This window comes from Streptomyces canus, from assembly GCF_041435015.1.
In the GTDB taxonomy this organism is placed as follows: domain Bacteria; phylum Actinomycetota; class Actinomycetes; order Streptomycetales; family Streptomycetaceae; genus Streptomyces; species Streptomyces canus_G.
The window spans coordinates 2,920,501-2,932,774 of record NZ_CP107989.1; the positions used below are offsets into that span (position 1 = coordinate 2,920,501).

Sequence of the window (12,274 nt, forward strand, 5' to 3'; positions counted from 1 at the left end):
TCCGTGAAGTACGCCACGTCCAAGATCCCGACAACCGCTCGACGAACGGCCGGACACCTTTTCTTGAACGAAGTTGAGTGGCGCGCCAATCCACGCACGTGGCCCAAATGGAGTACTGTTGCGAGCCCTGGGTACGGTCTCCCGCCAGGGCGTCCGTGGCCTTCAAGGGACGCCAGGAGGGGGCTAGTTGCACAGGGTGACGGAGTTGGTCACTCAGCGTTGCGAATAAGTAACCGTGCCATAACGGCGATCCAGGGCCCGTGCCCGACACGCCGGGCAACTCGGCAAGGTTGTGGCAGGCTGCACCCGGGCAGGTCACACTCGACTAGCGGAAGCAGCGACGCACGTGACGTCGGCAGGCACCACCCGGGAGGTCCCCATGCCCGAACTGCGTGTCGTGGCCGTCTCGAATGACGGCACACGGCTGGTGCTGAAGGCTGCCGACTCAACGGAGTACACGCTTCCGATCGACGAGCGGCTGCGCGCAGCGGTGCGCGGCGACCGTCCGCGCCTCGGCCAGATCGAGATCGAGGTCGAAAGCCATCTCCGTCCCCGCGACATCCAGGCGCGTATACGCGCGGGTGCCACCGCGGAAGAGGTAGCCCAGCTCGCAGGTATCCCCGTAGACCGTGTACGGCGCTTCGAGGGCCCAGTGCTCGCCGAGCGCGCCTTCATGGCCGAACGAGCCCGCAAGACCCCGGTCCGCCGGCCCGGCGAGAACGCCGGACCGCAGCTCGGCGAGGCCGTCCAGGAGCGGCTGTTGCTGCGCGGCGCCGAGAAGGACACCGTCCAGTGGGACTCCTGGCGCCGCGACGACGGCACCTGGGAGGTACTGCTGGTCTACTGCGTCGCGGGCGAACCCCACTCGGCGAGCTGGACCTACGACCCGCCCCGGCGGCTCGTCCAGGCCGTCGACGAGGAGGCACGCTCGCTGATCGGCGAGTCCGAGGACCTCGGCGCGCCGGAGCCCAGCTTTCCGTTCGTGCCGCGTATCGCACGGCTGCCGCGCGACCGTCCGCTGGACCGCGCCCTCGACCGGCCGAGCCTGCCCCCGGCAGAGCCCGTCGAGGAGACGGTCGCTGAACGGGACTCGCTGACCAGCCTGTTGGAGGCCGTACCGAGTTTCCGCGGCGACATGGTCGTACCGGAGCGGCCGTCCGAGCCGGCGACCGCCGAGGAAACGCCCGATCCGGAGCCCGAGGTGGAGGAGCCGCCCGCTCCCGCGGCCTCGGCCGGTTCCGCCTACGCGGACGTCCTCATGCCGCGTTCGGTGGCCAGCCACCGCGACCGCCTCATCGGCGCCACCGACCGCCAGGCCGAGGCGGACGGTGTCCGTCCGGGCCGCAGAGCGGCGGTCCCGAGCTGGGACGAGATCGTGTTCGGGACGCGGAGGAAGAAGCAGGAGTAGTCGGTCGTACGAGGAAGAGGGCCGCGCTCACCGAGCGCGGCCCTTTCTCGTGGTCGGGACGGGGGCGGGCTACTGGGGATCCGGCCCCACGGCGACCGGGCGCTCCGGGTCCGAGGACCATTCCGACCAGGAACCGACGTACAGCGCCGCCGGGATGCCCGCGACCGCCAGGGCCAGGACCTCGTGGGCGCCGGAGACGCCCGAGCCGCAGTAGACGCCGACCTCGGTGTCGTCGCCGGCGCCGAGGGCCTTGAAGCGGGCATTCAGCTCCTCCGCGGGCAGGAACCGGCCGTCCGGGCCGACGTTGTCCGTGGTGGGCGCGGACCGGGCGCCCGGGATGTGGCCACCGACGCGGTCGATCGGTTCCACCTCACCGCGGTACCGCTCCCCCGCGCGCGCGTCCAGCAGCACCCCCGCGCGGGCCAGCGCCGCGGCCGTGTCGGCATCGAGGAGACCGTTCGCCGCGGGCACCGGCTCGAAGTCGCCCTCGGCAAGCGCCGGGCCGGGCACGGAGGACTGCAGCGGCCGCTGCCAGGACGGCAACCCGCCGTCGAGGACTCGCACGTCCGGGTGACCCGTCCAGCGCAGCAGCCACCACGCGCGGGCGGCCGCCCAGCCCTGTCCGCCGTCATAAACGACCACCGGCGTGCCCGAGGAGACACCCGCCCGGCGCATCGCGGCGCCGAACTCGGCGAGGTCGGGCAGCGGGTGCCGCCCGCCGGTGCCGGCCGGGCCGGCCAACTCCCGGTCCAGGTCAACGTAGACCGCGCCCGGGATGTGCCCGGCCGCGTACTCGGCCCGGCCGTCGAAGGGCGGTTCACCGGCCGCCTTGGCCACGCTCAGCTGCCAGCGGACGTCGAGCAGGACGGGCGGGTTCGGGCCCGCCAGGTCGCTCGCGAGTTCGGATGCGGAGATGATGGCGTTCATGGCCACCATCCTTGCGCACGGGGTGGCCGCGTCGTCCATGTCCGGCTACTGTGCTCCGCCGGACAGGCCCGATCACGAGGCGTACGGGACCGGGCACATGCTGTACAGCCGATCGACACCCGTCGGCCCTCGCCTGGCAACGGTCAGGCAGCCGCGCGGCGGGCACCCTCCTGGCACTGGAGGCCTCGCGGCGGCGTGCCCGGAGCGCGCGGCCCCGCGGGGGGTGCGAGCATCGGCACGGAGGTCCGGACCACGGACACGACACGGCCACCGCAGAGGGGCCGAGGAGAGAGTGACGATGACCGAGGCAAGGGGGTCGGCCGCCCCGCCCGCTCGGCACACGCCCGGTACGCCCTGCTGGGTGAGTCTGATGGTGCACGGGATGGCCGCGACACAGGCCTTCTACGGATCGCTGTTCGGCTGGGAGTTCGTGCCGGGCCCGCAGCAGCTCGGGCCCTATGTCCGAGCCCTCCTGGACGGCCAGGAGGTCGCCGGGATCGGCCAACTGCCGCCCGACCGCCATCTTCCGGTGGCCTGGACGCCCTACCTCGCCTCGGACGACATCGACCTGACCGCCGAAACGGTACGGCTGTGCGGCGGCACGGTGGGAGTGGGACCGCTGGACGCCGGGGACGCCGGGCGGCTGGTGATCGGCTCCGATCCCGCCGGCGCCGTCTTCGGGGTGTGGCAGGCGGCGGCGCACCTCGGCACGTCCGTCGCGGGCGTACCGGGCACTCCCGCCTGGCACGAGCTGCTCACCTTCGAGACGGTGGGCGTCGCCAAGTTCTACGAGACGGTCTTCGGCTACGAGGAGGAGCCGGTGGTCTCCGCCGACTTCGACTACGTCACCCTCCACGCCGGCGGCCGTCCGGTCGCCGGCCTGCACGGCGTGGGCCACACCCTTCCCCGCGACCGTGGACCGCACTGGATGACCTACTTCGAGGTGGCCGACGCGACCGCTGCCACCCGCCTCCTCACCGACCTGGGCGGCCACGTCCTGCGCCCACCGCACGACAGCCCGCACGGCCGCGTGGCCACGGTGGCGGATCCGGAGGGGGCGCGGTTCTCGCTGATCGAGAACCCGCGCTGAGGCTTCTGGGGGCGGGCCGTGCGGTGGGCGGCGCAGGACCTGTCACGGCGAGGGCAGCGTCCTCGGCGTCCCTCGACCCGGCCGTGGAGGAAGCCGTCGCGCTCATAACTGTTCGTCCGTAGGCGTCGCTCTTCGCTTGCCGACGGCGGAGAGCGCCGAGCGGATCGTGGAGCTCGAGGGCGGACGGGTCGTCCCGCACGAGGAGTTCGACGGCGGGCGAGGCCTACGTGCGGTTGTGGAAGCACGGCGCCGAGGACCCGGGTCCTGTGGGGAGTTGCGCAGACCGGCCCTGAGGGCGTCAGGTCAGAAGCGCGCCCCGGCCGACGGGACCGGCAGCACGTCCGGGGACAGCGCGGCCGCACGGGCCGTCCCCGCGGTCATACGGCGGCGGTGGTGCCGGCGGCACAGGACCTCGTAGCCGATGTCGTCGGCCTGGTTGACGTCCCCGACGACGACCTGGGCACCCTCGACGACCATTTCGCCGTTGACCGTACGGGCGTTGTGCGTGGCCCGGGCGCCGCACCAGCACAGGGCCTCCACCTGGAGGACCTCGACCCGGTCGGCCAGCTCCACCAGGCGCTGGGAGCCCGGGAACAGCTTGGAGCGGAAGTCGGTCGTGATGCCGAAGGCGTAGACGTCGAGGTCCAGGTCGTCGACCACGCGGGCCAGTTGGTCGATCTGCTCCGGCGTGAGGAACTGCGCCTCGTCCGCGATCACGTAGTCCGCGCGGCCGCCCTGGGAGAGGTGGTCGACGAGGTAGGCGTAGAGGTCCTGGCCGTCCTCGACCTCGACCGCGTCCGTGACCAGACCGAGCCTCGAGGACAGCTTGCCCTCGCCGGCCCGGTCGTCCCGGGTGAAGATGATGCCCGTCAGGCCACGCGCCGAACGGTTGTGCTCGATCTGGAGAGCCAGCGTGGACTTCCCGCAGTCCATGGTTCCGGAGAAGAACACCAGCTCGGGCATGGGAGGTCGAGCACCTTTCGGTTTCCGCGGTGGATGGGGCCAGGTCGGTTTCAGGAGCGTACTTCGAGCAGCGGGACGAGCTGCTCGGCGGGGGTCATCGAACCGTGGTTCCCGACCATCGACGACTCCTTCGGCTCCCGCTCGGAGGCGATGAGGAGCACGTCGTCGCAGGCGGCGGCGACCACGTCCCCGATCCGGTCGTACACCCGCTCGTCGCAGTGGTCCGGCGGCCCGAACCAGCCCGCGGCGATCGCCTCGTCGCGTGAGGCGACCCAGAACTGCTCGCCGAGGACCTCGCGCCAGCAGGTCAGGACGTCACCCGCGGCGCCCGGCACCGCGTAGACATGGCGGGCGCGGCCCTCGCCGCCCAACAGGGCGACCCCCGCGCGCAGTTCCCAGTCCTCGTCGAAGTCGATGCGGTGCTGCTCGTCGAAGGGGATGTCGATCATGCCGTGGTCGGCGGTGACGTACAGCGCGCTGTGCGGGGGCAGTTGCTCCGCGAGACGCTGGACCAGGCGGTCGACGTACATCAGCTGGCCGCGCCAGGTGTCGGAGTCGACGCCGAAGCGGTGTCCCGCGCCGTCGACCTCGGAGTAGTACGTGTAGACCAACGAGCGGTCGCCGGCGGCGAGTTGCTCGGCCGCGAGGTCCATGCGGTCGTCGCCGGACAGCCGCCCGTGGAACGTCCCGCCGCTGAGCGCGACCTTGGTCAGCGGGGTGTTCTGGAAAGTGGGCGAGGAGACCTGGGCCGCGTGCACGCCGGCCTGGTCGGCGAGTTGGAAGACGGTGGGGTACGGCTGCCAGACCTGCGGCTTGGTCCACGGCTGCCAGCGCAGCTGGTTCATCAGCTCGCCGGTGGCCGGGTTGCGCACGGTGTAGCCGGGCAGTCCGTGGGCGCTCGGCGGCCGACCGGTGCCGACGGAGGCGAGGGAGGTCGCGGTGGTCGCCGGATAGCCGGTGGTCAGGGGGCGGCCGGTGCCGCCGCGCGAGCTGGCCAGCAGGGAGGTCATGAAGGGCGCCTCGTCCGGGTGCGCCTTCAGCTGCTCCCAGCCGAGGCCGTCGATCAGGAACACGCAGTTCCGGTCGGCGGGGGTGAGCTCGGAGATCGCGGCGGTCGTGCCCGGTACGGCCATGCCGGCGGCGAGGGTGGGCAGCAGGTCGGAGAGGGAGCCGGTGCCGTAATCGGGGACGGGCGCGGTGTCGAGGGCGAGGGGTTCCGGGTGGTCCCAGGCGGCGGGCTGCGCCATCAGCGAGCTACGTCCGCGGTCGCCTCGGAGATGGCCTGGGCGAAGGCGAGCGCCTGGCGCACGGTGTCCGGGCCGTCCCCCGCCTCGCTGACGCGCAGGCTGAGGTCGTCCGCCGTGGAGCTGCCGGTGTAGCCGTGGTCCGCCTCGCAGTTGGGGTCGCCGCAGGCGGCGGGCTCCAGGTCGATGCGGGAGACGGCGCCCCAGCCGATGGTCAGCACGACTTCGCGGGGCACGGTGCCCGGCTGGTACTGCTCCGGGTTGGCGACGACCCTGCTGACCACGACCGACGAGATCCGGCCGAGCTTCACGGACTCCGTGGAGGTGGTGGCGTACGGCGTCGGGGACGTGCTGTCCGCGGCCTGCTCGTCGGTGTGGCTGACGATGAAGCGGTTGCCGGTGAGGACGAGCACGGTCACGTGCCGCCGCACCTCGTTCTGGTCGAACGTCGTCTCCTGGTGGACCAGGTACGACCGGATGGGCTCGCCGCCCAGCGCGGACTCCACCGCCTCGGCCACGAGGGCCGGGTAGTAGCCGCTGCGCTCGATCGCCGCTCGCAGCCCCTGGGTCGTCGTACTGGTCTTGGCCATGACGTCCATCCTAATCCCCGTGTAAGGCCGGTCCGGGCCAGTCAAGAGCAACCCGGGCCGTTCGAACAGCAGGGCCGCCATGCCTTCGTCCATCCGGGCCCACGTGGCCTCACCGTAGACCGGCGGGTGGTTCTGCTGATCGTGGTGGTGGTCTCGCGGGTGTCGAGCCGATGCCTTCACCCCGCCGGGCTTCAATGCCTCCTCGTAGATCGAGCACGACTCGGCATCCTCGCGGCCACCACCCCCGAGAACACGATCTGGCTGGCCACGCGGGTGCCTGGGGTCGGCTGGGCCTCGATATCTACCCGTGCGAGGCCCGGTGGCCACACAGCACACCACGGACGTCAACACCCTCGCTTTGATCACTCGTTGGTGTTGGTGGTGCGAGCCCGCTGCACGGTGACCTCTTGAGAAGCCCGAGCCGTCTGAGCTCCCGGTTAGACCGAGGCCCGTGGGGTGAGCTGGCGCCACGAACGGCTACTGAGGTGGCGGACCGGCCCTCGCGCTGAGTCCTGGGATTAGGTCGCCGCGTGGTTCCGCATGAGCTCGTGACCTGCGCAAACTGCACTATGGGGAGGAACATCTTGATCTACTGCGGCATCGACTGGGCCGAGCGGACACACGACGTCGCCCTGGTCGACGACAGCGGCCAGTTACTGGCCAAGCGGCACATCACCGACGACGCCGCGGGCTACAAGATCCTGCTGGACCTGCTGGTCGAGTACGGCGACAGCGAAGAGAACCCGATCCCGGTCGCGATCGAGACCTCGCGGGGCCTGCTTGTGTCCGTGCTGAGGGCCAGCAAGCGGCAGGTGTTCGCGATCAACCCGATGGCCGCCGCCCGCTACCGCGACCGCCACTCCGTCTCGCGCAAGAAGTCCGACCCCGGCGACGCCTTGGTACTCGCGAACATCCTGCGCACCGACATGCACGCCCATCGGCCGTTGCCCAACGACAGCGACCTTGGCCGAGCCGTCACCGTTCTCGCCCGTGCTCAGCAGGACTCCTTGTGGAACCGCCAGCAACTGTCCAACCAGCTCCGTTCGCTGCTGCGGGAGTACTACCCGGCCGCCCTGGCGGCCTTCGAGCCCTGGCGCAACGGCCTATGTCGGCCGGAGGCCCGGGAACTCCTCAAGGCCGCCCCGACTCCGACCCGGGCCGCGCGGCTGACCCGCACGCAGCTGGAGGCCGCGCTCAAGCGGGCCGGCCGCAAGCGCGGCATCACAGCCGAGGCCGAGCGGCTTCGCGACGTCTTCCGCGACGCCTACGCCCACCAGCCGCCGCTGGTCGAGGACGCGCTGGGCAAGCAAATGCTCGCCCTCCTGGTCCAGTTGGAGGCCGCATGCACCGCCGCCGACGACCTCACCGAGGCGGTCGAAGAGGCTTTCCCTCAGCACCCGGACGCTGAGATCATCCTCAGCTTCCCCGGCCTCGGCGTCCAGCTCGGCGCCCGGGTGCTCGCCGAGATCGGAGACGACAAAGCCCGCTTCGCAGACGCCCGCGGCCTGAAGGCCTACGCAGGCGCCTCGCCCATCACCAGGGCCTCCGGCAAGAAGTCGAGCATCACCCGCCGGTGGGTCAAAAACGACCGGCTCAACGCAGCCGGCTACCTCTGGGCCTTCTCCTCCATCACCGCCTCGCCCGGAGCCAAGACTCACTACCGGCGCCGCCGCGACGACCACGGAGACTGGCACGCCGCAGCCCAACGCAACCTCTTCAACCGCATGCTCGGCCAGCTCTACCACTGCCTCCAGAACCGCAAGCTGTTCGATGAAGACACGGCCTTCCCAACCGCTCTCGCCGCAGCTGCTTGACACGTTGAGCGCCTGAGGTGTCTACGGTGGCGCACTGACTGCGAGGCACCGCTCGCCGCCGCTCAGTACGCGGGAAGTGTCCGCGGGCCGAGGTCGTCGCGGGCGGGCGGCGGCGCGAGCCGCACGGAGGCGCCGAGAACGCTCAGACCGCGCGGAGCGACGACGACCGGCTCCAGGGTGACCGCGACGACCTCGGGATGGTCGTCGACCAGCCGGGACACCCGCAGCAGGAGTTCCTCCAGTGCCGGTGTGTCGACCGGGGTGGAACCCCGCCAGCCGAAGAGGAGCGGTGCGGTCCGGATCGAGCGGACTAGGGTCGCCGCCTCCCGGTCGGTGACCGGAATCAGCCGGTGCGCGGTGTCGTCGAGCAGCTGCGAGGCGGCCCCGGCGAGTCCGAAGGACAGCACGGCGCCGGCGGCGGGGTCGATGACGGCCCGGATCACCGTGTCCACCCCGCGCGGGGCCATGCCCTGCACCACCGGGCGCAGTTCCTCGGGGGTGCCGAACAGCTCGGTCAGCTCGGCGTACGCCCGCCGCAGCTGCTCCTCGTCCGCGAGATCGAGGCGTACGCCGCCGAGGTCGGCGCGGTGGCGCAGGTGCGGGGCGGTGGCCTTGAGGGCGACCGGGTAGCCGAGGGTGGCGGCGGCCTGAACGGCCGCGTCGGCGGTGGTGGCGGGCAGGGCGCGGTGGACCTGGATGCCGTACATGCCGAGCAGCTCGCAGGTCTCCTCGCTGCCGAGGGTGAGGCCCTGCCCGCGCGTGAGCAGTCCGTCGATCAGGGCGGCGGCGCCCTTCTCGTCGATGGCCGCGTCGAGGGACTCGGGCACCTTGCCGGGTTCGGCGGCCTCCCGGCGCCACTGGGCGTACTGCACGGCGTCGGCGAGGGCCCGCACCGCGCGCTCGGCGGCGGGGTAGGCGGGGATGAGGCGCTCGCGGGTCTCGGCGGCGGGCGGTTCGGTGGGGGCCGGCGTGGCGCGCAGCCGGTCGAGGGCGCGGAAGGGGTGGTCGGCGCGGATCGTCGGCGGGCCCGGGACGGCCTGGGGCGCGGTGCTGGTCGCCGCGGACAGAGCCTCCGCGAGGCCGCCGAGCTCGACGTGGACGACGAGGACCGGCTTGCCGGGGACCTGCTCCGCCGCGGACCTGAGCGCCTCGGCGAGGGCGGCGTCGCCGGCGGATCCCTCGCCGACCGCCGGGATGGCCGTCACGATCACCGCGTCGTACGCGTCGTCCGCCAACACGCGCGCGAGGGCCACGTGGAAGTCCTCCGGCGCGGCCGCCGTGGTGAGGTCCAGCGGGGTCGACGGCCGGAGCCCTTCGGCCACGCACGCGTCGTAGGTGAGCAGGCCGAGCGACTCGGAGTTGCCGAGGATCGCGACCTTGGGGCCGGTGGGCAGCGGCTGGCGGGCGAGCAGCAGGCCGGTGTCCACCAGTTCGGTGATGGTGTCGACCCGGATCACGCCGGCCTGCCTCAGCAGCGCGGAGACCGTGGTGTGCGGCAAGCGTGTCGCGCGGACGGCGTGGCCCTGCGGGGCGGTGCCCGCGCCCTGCACCACGACCAGGGGCTTCGCGGCCGCCGTACGCCTGGCGAGGCGGGTGAACTTGCGGGGGTTGCCGATGGACTCCAGGTACATGAGGACGACGTCGGTGTGCGGGTCGTCGTACCAGTACTGCAGGACGTCGTTGCCGGACACGTCCGCGCGGTTGCCGGAGGAGACGAAGGTGGAGACGCCGGTCTCGCCGGTGACGCCGGCGCCGCGTCGGTGCAGCCGGGAGAGCAGGGCGATGCCGATGGCGCCGGACTGGGCGAACAGGCCGATCCGGCCGGGGCGGGGCGCCTCGGGGGCCAGCGAGGCGTTCAGCCGGACCTCCGGAGAGGTGTTGATGATCCCGAACGCGTTCGGACCGATGATCCGCATGCCGTACGCGCGTGCGTGCCGCACGAGTTCGCGCTGGCGCTCGCGCCCGTCGGGGCCGCTTTCGGCGTACCCGGCGGAGAGCACGACGAGTCCCTGCACGCCGTGTGCCCCGCACTCGGCGACGACCTCGGGGACGTGCTCGGCCGGCACGGCGACGACCGCGAGGTCGACGGGGCCGTCGATGTCGCGCACCGAGCGGTGCGCGGGGATGCCGTCGAGCTCCTTCTGTTCGTCGGGGAACGCCTTGTTCACGGCGTGCAGGCGGCCTTTGAACCCGTAGTCCCGGATGTTGCCGAGCACGCTGCGGCCCACGCCCCCGGGGGCGCGGCCGACACCGACGACGGCGACCGAGCCGGGGGTGAGCAGCCGCTGCACGGACCGCGACTCCGCTCGCTGCTCGCGCGCGTACTGCACGGCGAGCGAGCGGTCGGTGGGCTCCAGGTCGAACTCCAGGCGTACGACGCCGTCCTCGAAGCTGCGCTTCTGGGTGTACCCGGCGTCGGTGAACACCTTGATCATCTTGACGTTGGCGGGCAGCACCTCGGCGGCGAAGCGCCGGATGCCGCGCTCGCGCGCGACAGCCCCGATGTGTTCGAGGAGGGCGGAGGCCACGCCGCGCCCCTGGTGGGCGTCCTGGACCAGGAAGGCGACCTCGGCCTCGTCGGCGGGGGCGGAGGCGGGCATGCCCTCGGCGCCGATGCGGTCGTAGCGTACGGTGGCGATGAACTCGCCGCCGACCGTGGCGGCGAGCCCCACCCGGTCCACAAAGTCGTGGTGCGTGAAGCGGTGGACGTCCTTGGCGGACAGGCGAGGGTAGGGCGCGAAGAAGCGGTAGTACTTCGACTCGTCCGAGACCTGCTCGTAGAAGCTGACCAGGCGATCGGCGTCGTCGACGGTGATGGGCCTGATGCGCGCGGTGCCGCCGTCGCGCAGCACCACGTCGGCCTCCCAGTGGGCGGGGTACTCGTGCCGGTCCGACGCGCTCTGCATGGGCCCCAGAGTACGGCTCGCGTACGACAACGGCGCGAGGCAGTCTGTGGAGAACGCGCGAGAACGCACAAGGACGGAAGTCGGGCCGAGGCCGCGGTCCGACCACTGCCCCCGGAGGGACTTCAGGTCCTGTCCGGGGGAGCTTCACGTGTGGGAAACTGGTCTAGACAACCCTGAACACCGAAGGGCAGCATCACATGGCTGAGCGCCGCGTCAACGTCGGCTGGGCCGAGGGCCTTCACGCCCGCCCCGCTTCCATCTTCGTCCGGGCCGCCACGGCCGCAGGTATCCCGGTGACGATCGCCAAGGCCGACGGCAACCCCGTCAACGCGGCCTCCATGCTGGCCGTTCTCGGCCTGGGTGCGCAGGGCGGCGAGGAGATCGTCCTCGCCTCCGACGCCGAGGGCGCGGACGCGGCCCTCGACCGCCTCGCGAAGCTGGTCGCCGAGGGGCTCGAGGAGCTTCCCGAGACCGTCTGAGGGAAGGTGCCTTAAAAAGCATCGAGGGGCTCGTCCGAATTACCGGGCGGGCCCTTCGCATTTCCCTTTTACGGGCAGCAGAAATACTCCCCCTCGAATTACCCTCTCTTTGTATACGGCGCCCGTGTTAATGCCGCAGGCCTGTCACGTTTACAGGATGTTGCGAGGTCCTCACACGGTCCGCGCGATCCTGCCCGGAGACGAACCGAAGCCGGTGCACCGCGCCCGAGCGCTCGGTGTGCAGCGCCGTGATCGCCCGCGCGCGCTCCCCGTCCCCGCGGGCCACCGCGTCCACGATCGCGCCGTGCTCGGCCCAGGACTCCGCGGGGTTGGCCGGCGCGTCCACGACGTACATCCAGGCGATCTTGTGCCGCAGCTGGGTCAGCATCGAGGTCAGCGCGGGACTTCCGGAGGCCTGGGCGAGCGTCTCGTGGAACCAGCCCCCCAGGGAGCGCAGATCCTCGCTGTTGCCCCGCCTGGCCCGCTCCTGGCCCAGCCTGACCAGGCCGCGCAGCACCTTCAGATGGGCCTCGGTGCGGCGCTGGGCGGCCCGGGAGGCGCCGAGCGGCTCGAGGAGCATCCGCATCTCCAGGAGGTCGGAACCCTCCTGCTCGGTCGGTTCGGCCACGCACGCGCCCGCGTGCCGCCGCGTCACCACGAAGCCCTCGGCCTCCAGCGTGCGCAGGGCTTCCCGGACCGGGACACGGGAGACGCCGTAGCGGCGGGCGAGCAGTTCCTCGGTGAGCCGGCTGCCGCGCTCGTAGACACCGGCGACGATGTCGTCCCGGATCGCCGTGCATACCGAGTGCGCCGGAATACGCATGTCCGACCTCCGTCTTAATCCCCGTGAAAC

10 protein-coding genes are annotated in these 12,274 nt (G+C 71.9%); 4 read left to right on the forward strand and 6 right to left on the reverse strand.

Annotated elements, in window-relative coordinates:
• Positions 1-379 precede the first annotated feature (379 nt).
• A complete protein-coding gene (sepH, locus tag OG841_RS12980) occupies positions 380-1,408 on the forward strand; it encodes a septation protein SepH (protein ID WP_306975386.1) in 1,029 nt (342 codons plus the stop codon).
• Between the two features lie 69 nt (positions 1,409-1,477).
• On the opposite strand, the gene OG841_RS12985 is transcribed toward sepH, so the two are convergent.
• On the reverse strand, positions 1,478-2,335 hold the full coding sequence (locus OG841_RS12985) for a sulfurtransferase (RefSeq protein ID WP_365115671.1): 858 nt from the start codon (positions 2,333-2,335) through the stop codon (positions 1,478-1,480).
• Positions 2,336-2,633: 298 nt separating this feature from the next.
• Between OG841_RS12985 and OG841_RS12990 the strand changes: the two genes are divergently transcribed.
• Positions 2,634-3,425, forward strand: coding sequence for a VOC family protein (locus OG841_RS12990; protein WP_328641329.1), 792 nt, complete (start codon positions 2,634-2,636; stop codon positions 3,423-3,425).
• Between the two features lie 303 nt (positions 3,426-3,728).
• Here the strand turns inward: OG841_RS12990 and OG841_RS12995 are convergent, their stop codons facing one another.
• From OG841_RS12995 to OG841_RS13005, 3 genes are read right to left on the reverse strand one after another with little or no spacing between them, the layout of a single operon-like run.
• Complete coding sequence (locus OG841_RS12995) at positions 3,729-4,388, reverse strand: thymidine kinase (RefSeq protein WP_057611284.1); 660 nt, start codon at positions 4,386-4,388, stop codon at positions 3,729-3,731.
• A gap of 50 nt (positions 4,389-4,438) precedes the next feature.
• Entirely contained in the window at positions 4,439-5,635 is a 1,197-nt protein-coding gene (locus OG841_RS13000) for an alkaline phosphatase family protein (RefSeq protein WP_328641328.1), read from the reverse strand.
• Positions 5,635-6,231, reverse strand: coding sequence for a DUF5998 family protein (locus OG841_RS13005; protein ID WP_328641327.1), 597 nt, complete (start codon positions 6,229-6,231; stop codon positions 5,635-5,637). The genes OG841_RS13000 and OG841_RS13005 overlap by 1 nt, the downstream gene beginning before the upstream one ends.
• A 560-nt stretch (positions 6,232-6,791) precedes the next feature.
• On the opposite strand from OG841_RS13005, the gene OG841_RS13010 reads away from it, so the two are divergent.
• A complete protein-coding gene (locus tag OG841_RS13010) occupies positions 6,792-8,036 on the forward strand; it encodes an IS110 family transposase (protein WP_365115674.1) in 1,245 nt (414 codons plus the stop codon).
• A 62-nt stretch (positions 8,037-8,098) separates the two neighbouring features.
• On the opposite strand, the gene OG841_RS13015 is transcribed toward OG841_RS13010, so the two are convergent.
• Positions 8,099-10,942 (reverse strand): bifunctional acetate--CoA ligase family protein/GNAT family N-acetyltransferase, encoded by a 2,844-nt coding sequence (locus tag OG841_RS13015; protein WP_328641325.1) that lies wholly within the window; start codon positions 10,940-10,942, stop codon positions 8,099-8,101.
• Between the two features lie 197 nt (positions 10,943-11,139).
• Between OG841_RS13015 and OG841_RS13020 the strand changes: the two genes are divergently transcribed.
• Positions 11,140-11,421 (forward strand): HPr family phosphocarrier protein, encoded by a 282-nt coding sequence (locus OG841_RS13020; protein ID WP_007385204.1) that lies wholly within the window; start codon positions 11,140-11,142, stop codon positions 11,419-11,421.
• A 127-nt stretch (positions 11,422-11,548) separates the two neighbouring features.
• On the opposite strand, the gene OG841_RS13025 is transcribed toward OG841_RS13020, so the two are convergent.
• Positions 11,549-12,244: a GntR family transcriptional regulator gene (locus tag OG841_RS13025; RefSeq protein WP_371565321.1), complete on the reverse strand. Its 696-nt coding sequence runs from the start codon at positions 12,242-12,244 to the stop codon at positions 11,549-11,551.
• Positions 12,245-12,274 lie beyond the last annotated feature (30 nt).